The following is a 17,460-nucleotide window of genomic DNA, read 5'->3' as shown; positions in this document are numbered from 1 at the left end:
GCCAACGTGGCAAGCGGTCAAGCTGGCTCAGCTTGCCATGCCTGCTGTGATAATAGCCATTTTGTAAACTTCGTCAGCGTTGCAGCCTCTTGAAAGGTCGTTGATAGGAGCGTTAAGTCCCTGAAGAATAGGACCGTAAGCCTCATATCCGCCAAGTCTCTGTGCTATCTTGTAGCCGATGTTGCCTGCTTCGATAAGCGGGAAGATAAATGTGTTAGCCTGTCCTGCAACCTTTGAGTCAGGGCACTTTGTCTTGGCAACTTCTGCTGAAACAGCAGCGTCGAACTGGAACTCGCCGTCGATAACGAGGTTTGGATCGATGTTTCTTGCCTCGATAACAGCGTCGTGGCTGAGCTGAACTGTGCCGCCCTTGCCTGAGCCGTATGTGGAGAAGCTGAGAACAGCTACCTTAGGATCAATGCCGAAGAAATCAGCAGTCTTTGCAGTCTCAACAGCAACCTCAGCCAGCTGTCTTGCAGCTGAAAGAACTACATTGCCGTCCTTGTCAAGTCTGTCTGTGTAGCCGAGATTGATAGCGCAGTCGCCCATAGCTATCTTCTCTTCCTTGCCGTCCTTCTCACGGAAAAGAATGAATGATGAGCTTACGAGGTTTGAGCCCTTCTTAGTCTTGATGATCTGGAGAGCAGGTCTTACTGTATCAGCTGTGGAGTATGTTGCACCGCCGAGAAGAGCGTCTGCCTTGCCGGCCTTAACGAGCATAGTGCCGAAGTAGTTGGACTTTGCGAGAGCTGCGCGGCACTCTTCCTCAGTCATCTTGCCCTTTCTGAGCTCGAACATCTGAGCTACGAGAGCGTCCATTTCTGGGTAAGTAGCAGGGTCGAGTATCTCAGCGCTGTCGATATTGAAGCCGCCGTTCTTGGCAGCAGCCTTTACCTCGTCAACGTTTCCACAGAGGATAACGCCCATGAGGTTTTCCTTGATAAGTCTGTCAGCTGCAGAGAGGATACGGGGATCGCTGCCCTCAGTGAAGACGATAGTTTTCTTGCTTGCTTTAAGATTTGCTATAAGCTTGTCGAACATTCCCATTTTGAGAGACCTCCATTGGATTTAAATTTTACCTTACTATTATATCACAGTTGTTTGTCAAAGTCAAATATTAATTGTAGGGACGGCGAACTCGACGTCCCGAAGTTGCAATTGTAGGGGCGGCGTTCCGCCGCCCGAAAAAATATAGTAAAAGCTTTATTTTATAATTATCTTATTGAAAACGTCTTCAATATCCTCTTTTGCACCGTCAAAATGCGGCCATGCGTTGATATTATCGCCGTTTTTTCGCGGTATCACATGGATATGGAAGTGCTGTACGGACTGACCTGCACTTTCTCCGCTGGCATTGAGGAGATTGACTCCCTCGAAGCCGCAGTTCTCAACAAGATGACAGGATACTTTCTTTACAGCGGATATAAGCTGTGAAAGAGTATCATTATCGCAGTCAAGAATATTATGGGCGTGAGTTTTGGGGATAACAAGAATATGACCGTCAACGTCCTTTGCCGTATCCATAAAGGCAATAGTGTGTTCGTCCTCATAGACAGTCATTGACGGTATGGTGTGGTCAGCTATTTTACAAAAAATGCAGTCGTTCATTGATTTATCCTTTCTGAAAATATGATATAGAGCTGTTTATACTCCGTATTTTACCTTAATGCGCTGGAGCTTCTCTCCGAAAGGCGGTGCAAGGAGATACAGAAACAGCACATTTGACACTGCATATGACATCGTATAAGGTATTGCCGATACAAGAGCAGCGGCGTAGAGCTTTATGCTGAAGCCCTCGTTGTACCATAGAACAGTCCAGATATCCATGAAAAATGAGTATCCTAAACCAGCCAGAGCTCCGTATAAAAGCAGCAGTATGCGGTTCCCGAGAAGGGGCTTTGAGAGCATACCTGCGAATAGTCCTATAAGTCCCCATGCCAGCATCTGAAAAGCCGTCCACGGTCCCTGTCCGAAGTAAAAATTGGAGAGAACAGCTGACAGCGAGCCCACAAGAAAGCCTGCCTCGCCGCCGAGATACAGTCCTGTGATTATAGTGAGAGCCGCAACGGGCTTTAGAAAGGGGATAAATCGCCCTGCGAAGCAGAGAGCTGTCATTACAGCCACTATCACCATGCGCCGTGTACCTGTGGACTTTTTCTCAAAGCCTGCCGCAAACAGCACCAGAGACAGTACAGCAACTGCAAGAGCGATCAGAATGTGTCTTTTGCCGTCAAAAAACAGTGCGCCTGCAATTGTTATTGAGGGTATGATAATGAACGGAACGGCTATTTTTACGGCGTTTCGGAGCTTTTCGTTTCGTATCAGGAGCATGGCTTCTCCTTTCTGCCGTTAAGTGTGCAGAGCCTTACCGCATCGTCGATAGTAACGGCATTGTCGTAATATCCGCGTGTCATGCGGCTGACGGCTGTAGTGTAGAAGCTGTTCCTGCTGAAAAACTTATTTGGCGTACCTGTAGAGACTATCCTGCCGCCAAAAAACATAGCACATCTGTCTGCACATACAGCGGCAAATTCCACATCGTGAGTGACGATGACCACAGTCACGCCTTTTTCTTTAAGCTTGCGGAGAATGCCTGTGATATTGAGCTTTGCGGCTGCGTCAAGACCTTTTGTGGGCTCGTCAAGAAGCAGCAATTGGGGCTTTGAAGCCAGCACCTTTGCAAGTGCTGTGAGCTGCTGTTCGCCGCCCGAAAGGTCATAGGGGTGCTTATCCATAAGGTGTGATATATCATATGGAAGTGCCGATATATCGGCGCTGCATTCGTCAAGTTCCTGACGAACCGTGCTTTTGAGAAAAACTGTCTGAACGTCCTGCGGCAGCATTGCGAGACACTCACGATAGAGGGAGCGGTTCTTGTAGTCCTTGAGACGTTTGCTGAACACCTTTATCTTGCCGCTGTATGGTTTCAGAAGACCTGCTGCCGTCGATAGAGCCGTGGTCTTTCCCGAGCCGTTACCGCCAAGGATACAGAATATTTCCTTTTCGTATACAGTGAAGCTGAGCCCGTCAAGTATATCCTTTCCCTCCCGTGAATAGCGGAAGAAAACGTCGCTGAACTCCATAGCCGCGGATTCTGAGTGCTCATGCAATGCCTGCGGCAGTCCGCGAGCAGTATTTGAAAAGTTGTTTTCTATGAAGTCACGTCCCTCGCGGACTGTAAGCGGACAGCTTTCGCTGCCGCTGAGCTCGGCGTAAAGCCGAGCAGCCGCAGGCATACCGCAGAGGATATCGGGGCGTTCTTTCAGTTCGGATATGACCTCTGAGGGCTTACCGTTAGCTATAAGCTGACCTTTATCCATAACAAGAAGCCTGTCGCAGAGCGGAACAACGTCTTCAAGCCGATGCTCCGCAATAATGATCGTAATTGAAAAATCACTGCAAAGCCGCCTGAGAGTTGCGATAAAATCGGCAGCCGCTATGGGATCAAGCTGAGCAGTCGGTTCGTCGAGAATAAGAAGCTCAGGCTGCATAACGAGGATAGAAGCAAGATTGAGAAGCTGCTTCTGACCGCCCGATAGCTCTGCAACGTCCTTGTCATACCAGTCACCAATACCGAAGTAGCTTGCCATTTCGGCTATTCTTCTGGATATTTCATCAGGCGGAGTCCCGAGGTTTTCCAGTCCGAATGCCAGCTCATGCCAGACCTTATCGGTGACGACCTGCTGTTCGGGTTTCTGCATGACAAAGCCTATAGCCGAAGCAGAGCGTCTGTCGGGAAGTTCAGATAAATCAGTATTGCAGAATCTTACCGAGCCTTTTTTTTCGCCGAGAGGTGTGAGCTCGCGCTTTAGCATACGCAGCAAAGTTGATTTGCCGCTGCCTGTAGCTCCGCATAGCACCGCAAACTCGCCGCGTTCAAGAGAAAATGATATATCGCTGACAGCAGGTTCTGCGCACTGCGGATATGTAAAGGTCAGACCGCTGACCGCAAGTATTTCCATTTAAGGCTCACCACCAATTCAAGTATCATGGGCATGAGTATCATAAGCCCGTATGAGATAAGTCCAAGAACTCCCAGTATATCGGGAGTTTTTGCTGCTATGGACGGATAGAACTCAAAGCTGAGGGATTTTGCTCCTATAGCTGCGCAGGTAATGCCAAAAAGCCCAAGCGTTGCTATAAGAAAGGCGATATCCGCCGCCGCAAATCTGAATCTTCTCATCTGAGTTCGTCTGCCTGTGCCGAAGCCTCTCGCCTCCATGCTATCGGCGGTTATTATGCCGTTTTCCAGCGCCCATGTTACCATAACGGAGAAAACTTTTGACTTTCCCTTGATGTCGTCGATTATATTATCGTCCCTGTACAGTCCCATGGCAGTCTGTGCGGCGTTTATTTTTGCTGACTGTCTGCCGAACAGCGGCACGAACCTAAGCGCCATTGAAAGCACCAGTGACAGCTTCGGAGAGAGAGCTCCTGTAATGTAAAGAAGCTTCTCGCTTGTCATTATCTGAGTAAATGAACGGAGCCAGTACAGCACTCCGATTATCATAGCAGCTGAATTTAAGCCATACAGAGTTGCTTCAAGAGTTACGGGATTGTGGTTCATGACAAAAAGAACCGTCTTTCCGTTGTGTGAAACAAGAGGATTTGCAAGCGCTAGTATCAGAAACAGCACCCAGAAGAATATATGAGTTTTTCCGTGGGAAAGACCGTTGCGCATGACAAAGAATGCAACAGCTCCCACCAGAGATATGACCATGAGCAGGGGATAATTGCAGAACATGGCTATTCCCGTTACGCTGAGAAACCAGACGGCTATGACTATTGGATTGTATTCAGAAAAACTTCTCATTTTTCATATACCTCGTTAAGGTCGTGACCTATCTCGCAGGTGTACAGCCACTCTATTTTATCACCGTCGGAAAGCTCGTATTCGCCGCAGCCTCTTGACGGAGTAATGCCGTTCACATGGTATACCCACCCCGATAAGTCGCCGAAATCGTATTCGTAGATATAGTTTATACCTGCGATATAGACCATGCCGTGAGAACTGCCTGCGCTGCCCTTGTTTTCGACTTGAATACCGTAGGTCTGCGCAGCTTCAGTGAGAATATCGAAAACTGTTTCGCCGCTCTCAAAATCAAAAGCCGTAGGCGGCAGGATAACGCCGTCCGCAGGGATATGCTCGGATTTGCCTGCGATAGTGTCGCAGCGTATCTCCATAGTTACAGTGCCTGCGATGTTTTTCTTACGCTTCTTTTCGCCGCTGTAGTAGTCCTCGGCGGACTGAATATCCAGCAGAAGCACAACAGCTATAGCCGCACCTGCGACAAGAACGATGAACAGATAGTTCTTCCAGCTTCGCTTTCCGAGAATGAAAATAACAAGCGAAATTACTCCTGCTGCGCCGATTATGATAACAATTATCATCGGCTTGTGGTTCTTACCCTTGGGAGCATTATTGCTCTGCGCATTCAAAGCTGTTGAAGAAACTTTTGTACCCGAAGTTAGTATAGTTACGGAAACGTTGATAGTTTTGGTTCCTGTTTCAGTGGTTTTAGCAAGAGTTGTACCTGTTTTTGCTGTTGTAGAAGTTCCAGTCTTTGAAGTCGTGGATTTAGCTTCGGCAGCAGCTGCAGTCTGAGTCGTACTATGTTCCTGCTGCTGATGTGTGTCCTCAGTGCTATGCTGTGGAGATTCGTGAACTCTGCGGTTATCCAGCACAAGCAGGGGAGACTTCCCCTCAGTCATGCGCTGAAAAGCTATCAGCGAGTAAAATGCCTGTACCGTAGCCGTAGGATTGCTGCCGCCTCCCTTAGTATGGCAGAAGCTGCCGTCGTCAAGGCGATATTCCGCAATGCCGTCGATAAGGTCGTGACCGTCCTTGATAAAGCGCTCGTCGTATCTGCAATCTATCCCCAGAGCTGACAATGCCACCAGAACCTGAGATGTGCTCTCGGGATTTGGCGTACCGAAACTCTCATAGCCGCCGTTTGACTTCTGCTTTGTCGACAAGAAGTCCAGCGCTCTGTCCACAGCCTCAGAGACGTCGCTCCTGTTATTATGGGGAGCAAGTGCCTGTACGGTCATTGCTGTTACGTCGATATCGCCAAAGTCTCCGAATAATGCCCAGCCGCCGTCGCCGTACTGCATGGAGAGTATACTGTCCACAACCGAATCTGCCGTGAAACGGGAGCAGGTATAGCCGTTGTTCAGCACATGAAGTCCGTATATCCAGCTCATCATGCCCTGCTCGCCAATGGAATCATCAAGTATATCGGATATATAACTGTTTTCACTGCCTGCCGCCGCCAGTCCGAGAGCATATTTCTCACGCGATGTCGCTGATGCAACGTTATTGCTTGCAAGATAGTCCGTGAGTGAGCGTTCATATGCCGAAATGTCGGAATATCCGTACTGACTGAGGGCGAGAGCGTACCAGTCAGAGGTCTTGCCTGCGCCATCGGCTATCTCACCGCCGAGCCATTCTTCTACGCTGCCTGCGCCGCACTGACTTAGTTTATAATCAACGATACCGCCGATAAGGTCGCTGACCTCCTCGGCGGTATGTTCGCTGCACTGAGCTCCCATAGGGACACAGCCCAGTGATAAAACCAATGTAAGTACAATGCACAGAAAGCCTGTGAGTACCTTATTCCTCATTCTTTCTTCTCAGAACAAAAGCAGTAGCAACAGCGCCTGCAAGACCGAATACAGCCAGTCCTGCACCCTTTACGCCTGTCTTTGGAGAGTTGCCTGAAGCTTTAGTTGTTGCTTTTGTGGTAGTCTTTGTAGTTGTTGCAGTAGTAGTGGTCGTAGTAGAAGAGTTAGTAGTTGTTGTCAGGGGTGCTGTAGTTGTTGTAGTAGTCAGTGCAGGATCGACCTCGACCATATAAACAGGAGGAACGATATTTACACTGTCAGAAGCTGCGCTTACGTAATTAGAGCCTGCTTCTGAGAATTTTACAGTAACCTTGCCGTCGTTATCGGTAACTAAGTCAGTTGCCTTGCCGTTTAAGGTTATCTTTGCGTTCGCAAGCTTGTTTTCAACAAGATCGCCGTTTGCACCGAATGTGTAATATGTTAGAGTCAGCGGAACTTCTGCGTCAACAGCAACAGGCTCGCCCTTTTTAGCATTGAAGAAGCTGTAATAGTAGTTATAGTCCTTTGGATCGGGATAGATGAAAGCCTGTATCTGGTCGCCGTCCTTTATCTCGTCTGCAAGTCCCATGGACATCTTGTCATTTACGTAGTAGCCGTAGCTGCCGCCGTTCTCAACGCCCCAAAGCTTGTCAAGACCGAGTCCCCACTGTCCTACAGAGGACTTGTAGCCTGCTGCTGCGCCGCCCTCGAACTTATTCTCGTGAGCGATATAGAGAGCGTCGTTGATAGTGAGCTTGCCGTCGCTGTCGATATCAGTAACGGTGATAGGCTCCTGAATGAGAACAAGATCCTTTTTGTCATCGGAAACAGTAACAAAGACCTTAGTCTCGTCAGCAGCGAATGAAGTCATACAGACAGCTGAACATGAGATAAGCAGAGCAGCTGCCATAGCGATAGTTTTTTTCATAAAAACCTACTCCTTAAAAAATGTCGGGGACAATAAAAAAGCCTTTCCGCATTGCGAAAAAGCGCAGCAAACAGCTCCACAGCGATACTGCGGAGTTCTCTGGCAACGTTTTTCACTGTCCAAAAACGTGTAATTACCCATTGTCTGACGAGCGATCCGACTATACGGCAGTGACTGCTGCGACGGATTTTCACCGTACTTCCCTCAGTTTCAGACAAAAGTATTATAGCATATAGTTTGTTGAAATGCAACATTCGGTAAGAAAAATTCACGTATTATTAAATATTGAAGCTTAATAGTTAGTAAAAATATAAAATTATATCATAAGACTTGCAATGAGCAGTTAAATGTGGTAAAATATTATACGTGATGTGTCCCAATAGCTCAGTAGGATAGAGCGACTGCCTCCTAAGCAGTAGGCCGGAGGTTCGACTCCTCTTTGGGACGCTGTAAGCTCCCCGATATTTGTCGGGGAGCTGTTTTTTTACCCGAAATATTTAAATTTTTCAAAAGGTCTTGACTTTTTCACTGCTTAGGTATATAATGTATAGCGCTGAATAATGGCGTTTTATGGGAGAAATTGAGATAAAATGGAGAAGATTATGGAAGATGTTGAAATTTTTCTGAGCAGACTTGCATCTGAGGAAAAGCTATATGACGAGGCTGCCAAAAAGCTTGGCTCGGCTGATATAACAGACAGATTCACACTTTCGGGAGCTATTGCGGAAAAGGGCGCTCCTGCATCCTACAAGGTGTATATTTCCGACGAGGATATAGAAAACAGCACTATCGAAGATATAAAGTCGGTATTTTCTGAAGCTGCCGAAGAAAATCCTGAGATCAGCGTTGAGTTTATTTCCGATGAGTTTCTTAATCTTATTGATGATAAGGCAAGGATAACTGCTGACAGCAAACCCAGAAGCCTTGTACACAGGGACGGCGAACTTCACCCTACAGTGCATATTTGGATGATAAAGCGACGTGATATGGGAGTTTTTGTTCTTTTGCAGAAACGTGCTCACGAAAAGGATATAAATCCCGACTGTTACGATGTATCTGCGGCAGGGCACGTATCTCAGGGCGACGAGTTCCGTTATACAGCCCTTAAAGAGGTGCATGAGGAGCTGGGACTTGATATTGACAGAAGCAAGCTTGAGTTTATCGGACTCAAAAAGGCTGAGTTCAACAAGGACGGCATACATGATAACGAGCTCGTAGCAGTTTACATCTGCCGTGAGAATATCAACATCGAAGACCTTGTGCTCCAGTCATCAGAGGTCTCTGAGGTATGCTGGGCGGAGATAGACGAGCTTCTCTCCATAATGAAATATGAGGATATCCCGAACTGTATCTCGCTTGAAGAGCTTGACATGATAAAAAAAGCAGTATTTTGAAAAAAAGCAGGCGTAAGCCTGCTTTTTTATGCGTAATTCAGTATTAAAAAAGGCGTGAATTAATCACGCCTTTTATGTTTATTCAGCTGCCGCAGCAGCTCCGCCGTCTGCAGGTGCAGGAGCTGCGGTCTCGCCGCCTGTGCCTGCGCCGCCGTTATCGGGTGGAGTTACAGGTGTTTCAGTACCTGTGCCTGCACCGCCCTCTGGAGGAGTTACTGGAGTCTCGGTTCCTGTACCTGTTCCGCCGTTTGGATCAAGCGTCGTGCCCTCGCCGTTCGGATATGTGGTGAGTTCGCCTGTACCGCCTTCATAGCCGCTTACAACGGAAGTTGTGGTAGTGGGGGTATAGGTGTTGAGCTGTCCGGAGAAATCGCCTGACGGTATCTTCTGTCCCTTGAAGAAGCCGTTGCCCGATGTAAAGGTTATTGTATAATCAGATTTCTTTACTTTTGTAACGGTAGTTGTACGCTTTGTCTTGGATACAGCGCTTGTAGCTGTAGTGGTAACAGCAGTAGTAGGGCTTGTGCTCTGCGGATCCTGCTTGTATATGCTCTCACGTCCGAAGCTTGATATCATCTTCTCGGACGGAGTTATTGGAAACATAACAAAAAATGTAAGAATAACAGCTGTAAGTGCTATAAAACAGCCGCACGAAACGAGGGTGATCTTGGTGGATTTTTTCAGATTGCTGAAAAAGCCGTTTCCTCTGCTCATGTAAAAAACACTCTCCTGTACATAATTATGTATCTATTATACTACTGATGTCGGAAAAAGTCAAGCTATAGTATGCCTGTTTGTGTGAAATTATGATGAAAAGTGTATGCTGCACTTTGTTTTCGTCGATTTGGATTGACATTCTGCTGTTTAAGTGCTATAATACAGAATTACAAATAAATCTTCATGTGAAAGGAACAATCATGATAGTACAGATACACGATAAAGACGAGAAAAGAGCTATATCACGCAAAATTCTTGAATCCCTGAAAGAATGGTTCGAGGTAGACGAGTCAAGAGAGCAGTATATCGCCGAAAGCGCTGACAGGATATTCTTTGCGGCTGAAGAAAATGGCGAATATGTAGGTTTCCTTTGCCTTAAGGAAACTGGCAACGCTACAGTAGAGCTTGCTGTTATGGGAGTATTGAAGCCCTATCACCGCGGAGGTATCGGCAGGGAGCTTGTTGAAAAAGCAAAAGAAGCCGCTAAATTCTTAGGGTATTCATTTATGCAGGTAAAAACTGTAAAAATGGGAGTATATGAGGATTATGACAGGACAAATATGTTCTATATAGGCTGCGGATTCAAGGAATTCGAGGTGTTTCCCGATTTGTGGGACGAAGCTAATCCCTGCCAGATATATGTAATGGCACTGTAAACTGTAGGGGACGTTGCCCAATGAAAATAATAAAAAAGGACGCGAATGCGTCCTTTTTTCATTTATTTATCGTTTTTCTTGAGTTTAGCCATTTTATAGATGAAAAGCTCCAGTGAGATAAGCGCTATAACAGCCGCACCTGCGATAAGACCTACCTTGAGGAGTCCGCCGCTGTTCTTGTCGTCGTCCTTGTCATCATCGGTCTTTTTTGCCTTTGTAGTCTTGGCAGTCGTTTTCTCGGTCTTGGTTTTCTTGGATTTTGTAGTTGTTGCTTCTTCCTTGTCGGACTTTTTGCCGTTTGTGTGCGGAGTTACAACGATTCCCTCGTCCGTAGCCTCCTGAGCTGTAAAGCCTGCCAGCCATGCAAGTGAAGCGTTCCAGTTGATAGTACACTCGTTTACAGACCATGCCTCGATGTTGTCAAGATAGCACTTCTGAGGTGGTATCTCGCCCTTCTTCCAGCCTGAACCCTGCACCCATGGATCCTGCATACCCGAGTTCGGACCGCCGCACATTACGCCATTCGGAGCCTTAGGGAAGGACTCGTCTATCTGTCTTGCCCAGTAGCGGTGGTGAGGATATTCAATAGCGTGAGTACCGTAGCCTGTAACGTATGAGTAGTCCATGGCGTTTCTGCCGAGGATATAATCCATACCGCCGATAGCTCCGTCGAGGTAGCTCTCGTCATTTGTGAGAAGATAAGCGTAAGCCATAACGATAGCATTATCAGTCACGAATGAGTTAGAGCCCCAGATATAGCCTTCATCGCTGTCGTTGTAGCTGAGCTTGCTCTGACCGTAAGGAACGCCGTAGCCCTGATTCTCTTCAAGTGAAATGAAGTTATCAGCTGCGGAAACTATAGCCTCCTGAATTATCTCAGCGTCGCCCTTGTCGAATTTATCGGTGTTGAGAGCTGCGCTGAGAGTAGCAAGACCGCCTGTGTTGCCCCAGTCGAAGCTGCCGACGGTATCAACGCTTTCGCCGCCGCCTAAAGTCTGCGGTACATCGAGGAAGAACTTGTTCTCTGTAGCCTCGTCGTAGTAGTCCTCATCGCCTGTGGTGATGAAGAGTTCCAGAGCAGCCCAGCAGAATTCGTCCTCAACGTCTGTGTCACCGTAGGCACCGCCGCCTATGGATTCATCAAGCGGAGCATACATATCGGGGTGCTTCTTTGCAGCTTCGAATGCATTCTTTGCAGCTGTGAGACACTGCTCAGCGAAATCGCTGTCGTAGTCCTTCCACAGTCTTGCCGCCTGAGCGCCGCAGGCTGCCAGATTGAGAGTTGCCGCAGTCGTCGGAGGCTTGACGATACGCTTCATATCGTCGTCGGCAGGTGCGATACCGAGGGCAGTCCACTTCTCGTCGTGAGCCTTGTGGTAAGCCATGCCCTTGTATTCGCCGCTTTCAACAATCATTTTCAGCATCCATTCCATTTCCCAGCGGGCTTCGTCGAGAAGGTCGGGAGTGCCGTTTGTGTTTTCGGGAAGAAGCATTGTTCCGTCGCCGTAAGCGTCCTCAAAGCCGTATTTGAGCGCTGTTTCGTACTGGTTCTGCATGAGCCAGAGGGAGAAGCCGCCGTTTACAACGTACTTGCCGTGGTCGCCTGCGTCATACCAGCCCCCTGTAACGTCTATAGAGCCGCTGCTGCCGCTGTAGCCCCATGTCTGCTCTATCTCAGCCATGTCCTTGGGGTGACCTGCTGCACGGGCAAGCTCGGAAGTCTCGCCTGAGGAGATAAAATCGCTCTCTATCTCGATACCGCTTCTGTTCTGGTAGAAGTAGTTGAGTGAATCATAAAGCAGGCTGGAATAAGTCTCCGAGCCGCATATCTCGAAATCGCGGCTCTCGGAGCCGTCTTTTGTTTCGATATGGTATGTGCCCTCCTTGTCAAGGTCGGTGAAGTCGATGATATGTACTTCGTCGTCTGAGTCCTTGTCGTGACCGAAGGGAGTGCTCTTGCCTTCGTATACAGTCTTGCCCGACTCGTCTATTACCTCGAAGTCAACAGGCTTTGAGGAGTCGCTTAGGAGAGTAGCTTTTTTTGCTCTTTTGGGGAAATAGCAGACCTGATTGGTGAGTATGTCCGCACGCTCCCAGACCTCGGGTGTTGGATAGTCGTTTTCGTCGCCCGTGAGGTCAATGAGGGACATATTGTCAAATTTTATCTCAGTGCCGACAGGGAAGCAGTCGCCGTTGGTGTACTGACCGTCGCCGCCGAGGTGGAATGCCCACTCTGCAACATCAAGAGACTTGTCTGCTGTAAAAGTAACATCAACTTTTTTTGTTTCGTTTTTGCCTATCTGAATGCAGTCCCATGTGCTGTTGAAATCGGGACCGCCGTCAGCCATCATGTTGTGCCATATCTCTACGTCGCCGTCTAAGTTGCCTATCTTGGTGTAGTACTTTCCGCTCTCCGAGGGGGTTATCTCATAGGATACCTTGTACTTGTGTCCCGAAACTATCTTCAGACCTCTGTGTCTGAACTGACAGTCCCAGCGGTCCTCTCCGCCTCGCGAAGCTCCGCCCGGATTTACGATAGTCACGGTGTAAGCGCCCTTTTCGATCTTGAAGTCCATTTCACCCGGTGCGGACTCTACAATGTGCCACGGGAGTCCTACTCCGTTTTCAAAGTCTGTCTGACCGAGCTGCTGACCTGCGTTCGCATTGAGGGGAGCGAACTGCGTTCCTGCAGGGCATACAGCGCCTGACGCAACAACGACAGCAGCAAGAGCCGAAACAGCTCTGCAAGCAGTTATTTTTTTCTTTTTCATGCCTTAAACCTCCGGTTTCTGCAATTTTTCCACTATATACTTTAATACTTTTTATTTGTGTTGTAAAGCAACGCCAAAGAAAATTTACAATTTGTCGCTATAAAACGGCATTTTGCTCATATTCATAGTCTATACTCAAAATATTTCGGCTATTTAGACTATTTCCGCAAAATATGCACGAAATGTGACTTTTCCGCAATTTGTGTACTTGATTTATTGGTTTTGTTGTGATATAATTAAATTCGTATGGATTATCTGTGCTTACTTTGTAAATAGGAGTTATGGTATGAACCATATTTTTTATCTAATGGGCAAGAGCTCATCGGGAAAGGATACAGTATATAGCCGTATCCTCGAAGATTCAGAGCTTATCCCCATTGTTCTCTACACTACCCGTCCCATACGTGCAGGCGAGCGCGAGGGCGTTGAGTATCATTTCGTTGACGATGAGCGTTTCAATGCCATGAGGGACAGCGGCGAGGTAATAGAATGGCGTACATATGATACAAAATGCGGCAAATGGACTTATTACACCGCAAAGGACAGTATCAGCACCGACAGGGGGGACCGGATCGGTATCGGTACGCTTGAGTCTTATCTGAAAATAAAGGAATATCTCGGTGATGAGATTCTGGTGCCTGTCTATATAGAAGTAGACGACGATATCAGATTTCTCAGGGCAGTGGAAAGAGAAAAAAGACAGTCGGCTCCAAAATATGCGGAGCTCTGCAGGCGTTTTCTTGCTGACAATGAGGACTTTTCCGACGAAAAGCTCAGTGAGGCAGGAGTTACACATCGTTTTTCAAACAACGGCAGTCTTGAGGAATGTCTGTCGGCTGTAAAAAAATATATGTCTGATTTTCAGGAATGATTTTTGTGGTATCCGTTGAAATGCGGAATTAGGGAGGTTTATTGTGAGTTCGGAAATTAATTACTGCGAATGTGCAAAGAGGACTATGATAATAGGCGGCGGCGTAGCCTGCGAGATGCTTCTCAAGGAGATATTCAACGCTCAGAAGTCACCTTATACCGATGACAAATATTCGGCGCAGTTCAACCCTGTGTGCATTATCGACAACGATCCGAAGAAGCTGGGCAAGGAGATACAGGGAGTAAAGGTAGTAGGCAGAGAGGACGAGATAGTTAAGTACGCTAAGGAGTTTGAGATAGAACAACTCATTCTTGCTATACCGTCACTTACATCAGACGAGCGCAAGGCTGTTATAGATATATGCAACGAGACAAAGCTGCCCCTTAAGATAGTTCCGTTTATCGGTACTCTTATCCTTGATGATTCGGCAACTCTGCTCGGTCAGGTACATGATATCAAGGTCGAGGAGCTTCTCGGACGCGATCCTATAAAGTTTGACAACAAGGACATCAGAAACTTCATCAGCGGCAAGAGATGTATGGTAACAGGCGGCGGCGGAAGCATCGGTTCGGAGCTTGTTCGCCAGATCTGCAAATATAACCCTAAGCAGGTAATAATCGTTGATATCTACGAGAACAACGCTTATGAGATACAGCAGGAGCTTGTCATGGAATACGGTGAGAATCTTCACCTTGTAACCCTTATCGCTTCTGTTCGTGACTATTACCGCATGAATCAGATATTTGAGAAGTACAAGCCTGAGATAGTATTCCATGCAGCCGCACACAAGCACGTACCGCTTATGGAGGCTTCACCTATGGAGGCTATCAAGAACAACGTTATCGGTACATTCAATGTAGCTACACTTGCACAGTTCCACGATGTAAAGAAGTTCGTTATGATTTCCACCGATAAGGCTGTAAACCCAACAAATGCAATGGGCGCTTCAAAGCGCTGCTGCGAGATGATAGTTCAGTATCTTTCTCAGCAGCATGAGGGAAGGACCGAGTTCGTTACCACACGTTTCGGAAACGTTCTCGGCTCAAACGGCTCGGTTATACCGCTTTTCAAGAAGCAGATAGAGCAGGGCAAGCCTGTTACTGTTACCCATGAGGATATTATCCGCTACTTTATGACAATCCCCGAGGCTGTAAGCCTTGTTATGGAGGCGGCTGCCATTGCTCACGGCGGCGAGATATTCGTTCTTGATATGGGACAGCCTGTAAAGATAGTTACTCTTGCCGAGAACCTTATCAGAATGTACGGCAAGGTGCCTTATAAAGATGTTCCTATCGTATTCACAGGACTTCGTCCGGGTGAGAAGATAAAGGAAGAGCTCCTTATGGACGAGGAAGGACTGCAAAAGACTTCCAACAAGCTCATTTTCATCGGCAAGCAGATAGATATCGATGAGGATCACTTCGCTTCACGTCTTAAGAAGCTCCGCGACGCCGCACAGCTCAATGACGAAGAGGTCGCTATAACAGCTCTCCATGAAATGGTTCCTACATTCATAACTCCCGAGGAGTTCAACAGAATGCAGAGAGAAAAGAACGCTGTAACTGAATAATTGATGATAACTGCACTGAGATATCCTGTCTCAGTGCAGTTTTTGCGTTAAAGTAAAGAATTATTGTAAATTTTCTTTTCATTTCTTGCTATTTTTGATATCATATGTTATAATAAATTATGATTAATCATTTTTTCTGGAGATGATGATATTTTGACATCTTTTTACAGCCTTACAGAAGAGGCTTCGGATATAATTACAGAGGAGGCTTCCGCCGATACCACAAATGAGGTCATGGGAAGCATACAGGAATCCGTTGAAAAGACCTCGGGACTTCTCAATGACGCTCTCGGCTATATACAGAAGGCGCTGCCGACGGTGATAATAGCTCTTGTTATACTGATAGTGGGAATACTTATCTCAAAGCTCATTGCCAAGATAGTCGGCAAAGCAGTATCGAAGTCCAATGTAAACGGCTCGGCAAAAAGCTTTCTTGTGTCGCTTATCAAGATAATTCTTTATATCGCAGTCATAATCATGGCGCTTTCTGTGCTGAATGTGCCTATGTCGTCAATAATCACCATACTTGGTGCGGCAGGACTTGCTATCAGCTTGGCACTGCAAAGCTGTCTTTCCAACCTCAGCGGCGGATTTATCATACTCTTTACCAAGCCGTTTACGGCAGGAGATATCATAGAGCTTGATGAAACAGTGGGAACCGTCCGTGATATCGGCATATTCTATACTAAGATAGTGACTTTTGACAACAAGACCGTGTTCATACCAAACGGTAAGGTCACTGACGCTAAGATAGTTAATTACACAGAGACTCCCACAAGGCGTATCGACCTTAAATTCGATATCAGCTATAGTGCTGATTTCGGCAGGGCTCGTGAAGTGATACTTGAAATAATCTCGAATGAGAAGCTGATACTAAAGGCTCCCGAGCCGATAGTCCGTATGAGCGCACATAATAGCAGTTCGATCTCCATTGACGTTCTTGTGTGGGTAAACAACGCAGATTACCTCACCGAGCGCTACAATATGACCGAGGCAGTAAAGGCTGCCTTTGATGAGAACGGCATCGAAATACCGTTCCCGCAGCTTGATATTCATGTAAAGGATAAGGTTTAATGGCTGAAAACAAGCAGAAAAAAGCTCCGACAAAAAAGACAGAAACTGACAAGCCGAAGAAAAAATCACATTTATGGCTGTGGATACTGATTTTCATAGTGTGGCTGTTTGGCAACTATACGCTGAATACCAACAAGACTTCCATTACCTCGCCAAAGGTGAGCAGTAAGGTGCGTTTCGCCGTTATAAGCGACCAGCACGCTACGAAGCACGGTATAAAGAACAGCAAAATAGTTGAGAAAATAAAGGACGCTTCTCCTGATATCGTATTTATCCTCGGCGATATGTACACGCGAAAAAGCGACTGGGAGCTGATACAGAAGCCCATTGACCTTACCGCAGATTTAGTCTCCGCAGGCTATCCGGTTTACTGCGTAACAGGCGAGCATGACACCGATGAGCGTTATGTCGCGGAGCTGAAAAAGGTCGGAGCCCACGTTCTCAGCTATGATGAGGAGACTATTGACGTAAAGGGAAACAGAATCCATATAATGGGCATAGACAATGTATATTACAGTCCAACATTTGACCTGAATACAGCTTTTTCTCTTGATGACAGCTGTTATAATGTTCTCCTTGCGCATATCCCGAATTATGATAAGTTTGCGGATTTCGGCGCAGACCTTACCCTGTGCGGAGATACTCACGGAGAAATGGCACAGCTCCCGTTCGGTGCAGGTCCGCTGTACTGTTCGGAAAACAAAACATGGCTTCCCAAGCTTCTTCACAAGGAGCAGAAGATATATGACAAAGGATTCTTTGACTATGAGGGCGGAACGATGTTTATTACCTCAGGCATAGGAGTTTATCCTGCGCCTGTGCGTTTCAACAACCGTCCCGAGGTAGTCATTATGGATATCAGACCAAAGGGGTGAA

15 protein-coding genes, 1 tRNA gene and 1 riboswitch are annotated in these 17,460 nt (G+C 47.0%); of the genes, 7 read left to right on the top strand and 9 right to left on the bottom strand.

The window, feature by feature from the left end; all coding sequences use genetic code 11:
* Positions 1 to 27: 27 nt before the first annotated feature.
* The 7 genes from pta to BT105_RS14745 form a co-directional block, all read right to left on the bottom strand.
* A complete protein-coding gene (gene pta, locus BT105_RS14555; protein WP_072301402.1) occupies positions 28 to 1,047 on the bottom strand; it encodes a phosphate acetyltransferase in 1,020 nt (339 codons plus the stop codon).
* A gap of 156 nt (positions 1,048 to 1,203) precedes the next feature.
* The gene (locus BT105_RS14550; RefSeq protein ID WP_072301401.1) at positions 1,204 to 1,608 is read right to left on the bottom strand and encodes an HIT family protein; all 405 of its coding nucleotides are present in this window, start codon (positions 1,606 to 1,608) and stop codon (positions 1,204 to 1,206) included.
* Between the two features lie 36 nt (positions 1,609 to 1,644).
* Positions 1,645 to 2,331 carry an ECF transporter S component gene (locus BT105_RS14545; protein WP_081367935.1) on the bottom strand — a complete coding sequence of 229 codons (687 nt, stop codon included), beginning with the start codon at positions 2,329 to 2,331 and terminating at the stop codon, positions 1,645 to 1,647.
* Positions 2,322 to 3,962, bottom strand: a complete 1,641-nt coding sequence (locus BT105_RS14540; protein ID WP_072301400.1) for an ABC transporter ATP-binding protein — start codon at positions 3,960 to 3,962, stop codon at positions 2,322 to 2,324. The genes BT105_RS14545 and BT105_RS14540 overlap by 10 nt, the downstream gene beginning before the upstream one ends.
* The gene (locus tag BT105_RS14535; protein ID WP_072301399.1) at positions 3,935 to 4,813 is read right to left on the bottom strand and encodes an energy-coupling factor transporter transmembrane component T; all 879 of its coding nucleotides are present in this window, start codon (positions 4,811 to 4,813) and stop codon (positions 3,935 to 3,937) included. The genes BT105_RS14540 and BT105_RS14535 overlap by 28 nt, the downstream gene beginning before the upstream one ends.
* Positions 4,810 to 6,624 carry a DUF4430 domain-containing protein gene (locus tag BT105_RS14530; protein WP_072301398.1) on the bottom strand — a complete coding sequence of 605 codons (1,815 nt, stop codon included), beginning with the start codon at positions 6,622 to 6,624 and terminating at the stop codon, positions 4,810 to 4,812. The genes BT105_RS14535 and BT105_RS14530 overlap by 4 nt, the downstream gene beginning before the upstream one ends.
* Positions 6,614 to 7,531: an NPXTG-anchored protein gene (locus BT105_RS14745; RefSeq protein ID WP_081367934.1), complete on the bottom strand. Its 918-nt coding sequence runs from the start codon at positions 7,529 to 7,531 to the stop codon at positions 6,614 to 6,616. The genes BT105_RS14530 and BT105_RS14745 overlap by 11 nt, the downstream gene beginning before the upstream one ends.
* Before the next feature lie 141 nt (positions 7,532 to 7,672).
* Positions 7,673 to 7,748: riboswitch (adenosylcobalamin-variant (AdoCbl-variant) riboswitch) on the bottom strand.
* 156 nt (positions 7,749 to 7,904) lie between these two features.
* Here BT105_RS14745 and BT105_RS14520 point away from each other — a divergent pair.
* Positions 7,905 to 7,978: transfer RNA gene (locus BT105_RS14520), tRNA-Arg, on the top strand.
* 155 nt (positions 7,979 to 8,133) lie between these two features.
* Positions 8,134 to 8,925: an NUDIX hydrolase gene (locus tag BT105_RS14515; RefSeq protein WP_242940135.1), complete on the top strand. Its 792-nt coding sequence runs from the start codon at positions 8,134 to 8,136 to the stop codon at positions 8,923 to 8,925.
* A 78-nt stretch (positions 8,926 to 9,003) separates the two neighbouring features.
* Here the strand turns inward: BT105_RS14515 and BT105_RS14510 are convergent, their stop codons facing one another.
* A complete protein-coding gene (locus BT105_RS14510) occupies positions 9,004 to 9,639 on the bottom strand; it encodes a hypothetical protein (protein ID WP_072301396.1) in 636 nt (211 codons plus the stop codon).
* A 203-nt stretch (positions 9,640 to 9,842) separates the two neighbouring features.
* Here BT105_RS14510 and BT105_RS14505 point away from each other — a divergent pair, with 203 nt between their 5' ends.
* Positions 9,843 to 10,298, top strand: coding sequence for a GNAT family N-acetyltransferase (locus BT105_RS14505; RefSeq protein WP_081367933.1), 456 nt, complete (start codon positions 9,843 to 9,845; stop codon positions 10,296 to 10,298).
* A gap of 62 nt (positions 10,299 to 10,360) precedes the next feature.
* Here the strand turns inward: BT105_RS14505 and BT105_RS14500 are convergent, their stop codons facing one another.
* Positions 10,361 to 13,069, bottom strand: coding sequence for a glycoside hydrolase family 9 protein (locus tag BT105_RS14500; RefSeq protein WP_072301395.1), 2,709 nt, complete (start codon positions 13,067 to 13,069; stop codon positions 10,361 to 10,363).
* A gap of 286 nt (positions 13,070 to 13,355) precedes the next feature.
* Here BT105_RS14500 and BT105_RS14495 point away from each other — a divergent pair, with 286 nt between their 5' ends.
* The 4 genes from BT105_RS14495 (at position 13,356) to BT105_RS14480 (ending at position 17,459) form a co-directional block, all read left to right on the top strand.
* Complete coding sequence (locus tag BT105_RS14495) at positions 13,356 to 13,940, top strand: guanylate kinase (protein WP_072301394.1); 585 nt, start codon at positions 13,356 to 13,358, stop codon at positions 13,938 to 13,940.
* A 43-nt stretch (positions 13,941 to 13,983) separates the two neighbouring features.
* The gene (locus BT105_RS14490) at positions 13,984 to 15,510 is read left to right on the top strand and encodes a polysaccharide biosynthesis protein (RefSeq protein ID WP_072301393.1); all 1,527 of its coding nucleotides are present in this window, start codon (positions 13,984 to 13,986) and stop codon (positions 15,508 to 15,510) included.
* A 153-nt stretch (positions 15,511 to 15,663) separates the two neighbouring features.
* On the top strand, positions 15,664 to 16,584 hold the full coding sequence (locus BT105_RS14485; protein ID WP_242940134.1) for a mechanosensitive ion channel family protein: 921 nt from the start codon (positions 15,664 to 15,666) through the stop codon (positions 16,582 to 16,584).
* Positions 16,584 to 17,459, top strand: a complete 876-nt coding sequence (locus BT105_RS14480; RefSeq protein WP_028514849.1) for a metallophosphoesterase — start codon at positions 16,584 to 16,586, stop codon at positions 17,457 to 17,459. The genes BT105_RS14485 and BT105_RS14480 overlap by 1 nt, the downstream gene beginning before the upstream one ends.
* Position 17,460 lies beyond the last annotated feature (1 nt).

It is taken from the genome of Ruminococcus flavefaciens (assembly GCF_900119075.1).
Classification (GTDB): domain Bacteria; phylum Bacillota; class Clostridia; order Oscillospirales; family Ruminococcaceae; genus Ruminococcus; species Ruminococcus flavefaciens_Q.
This window is presented reverse-complemented; position numbering and strand designations above follow the sequence as displayed.

What these genes read in the sequence shown, in the direction of transcription:
- BT105_RS14535 (WP_072301399.1), bottom strand. Translation starts at nt 4,813, where the DNA reads ATGAGAAGTTTTTCTGAATACAATCCAATAGTCATAGCCGTCTGGTTT.
- BT105_RS14500 (WP_072301395.1), bottom strand. Translation starts at nt 13,069, where the DNA reads ATGAAAAAGAAAAAAATAACTGCTTGCAGAGCTGTTTCGGCTCTTGCT.
- BT105_RS14540 (WP_072301400.1), bottom strand. Translation starts at nt 3,962, where the DNA reads ATGGAAATACTTGCGGTCAGCGGTCTGACCTTTACATATCCGCAGTGC.
- BT105_RS14545 (WP_081367935.1), bottom strand. Translation starts at nt 2,331, where the DNA reads ATGCTCCTGATACGAAACGAAAAGCTCCGAAACGCCGTAAAAATAGCC.
- pta (WP_072301402.1), bottom strand. Translation starts at nt 1,047, where the DNA reads ATGGGAATGTTCGACAAGCTTATAGCAAATCTTAAAGCAAGCAAGAAA.
- BT105_RS14480 (WP_028514849.1), top strand. Translation starts at nt 16,584, where the DNA reads ATGGCTGAAAACAAGCAGAAAAAAGCTCCGACAAAAAAGACAGAAACT.
- BT105_RS14550 (WP_072301401.1), bottom strand. Translation starts at nt 1,608, where the DNA reads ATGAACGACTGCATTTTTTGTAAAATAGCTGACCACACCATACCGTCA.
- BT105_RS14505 (WP_081367933.1), top strand. Translation starts at nt 9,843, where the DNA reads ATGATAGTACAGATACACGATAAAGACGAGAAAAGAGCTATATCACGC.
- BT105_RS14530 (WP_072301398.1), bottom strand. Translation starts at nt 6,624, where the DNA reads ATGAGGAATAAGGTACTCACAGGCTTTCTGTGCATTGTACTTACATTG.
- BT105_RS14515 (WP_242940135.1), top strand. Translation starts at nt 8,134, where the DNA reads ATGGAAGATGTTGAAATTTTTCTGAGCAGACTTGCATCTGAGGAAAAG.
- BT105_RS14495 (WP_072301394.1), top strand. Translation starts at nt 13,356, where the DNA reads ATGAACCATATTTTTTATCTAATGGGCAAGAGCTCATCGGGAAAGGAT.
- BT105_RS14510 (WP_072301396.1), bottom strand. Translation starts at nt 9,639, where the DNA reads ATGAGCAGAGGAAACGGCTTTTTCAGCAATCTGAAAAAATCCACCAAG.
- BT105_RS14745 (WP_081367934.1), bottom strand. Translation starts at nt 7,531, where the DNA reads ATGAAAAAAACTATCGCTATGGCAGCTGCTCTGCTTATCTCATGTTCA.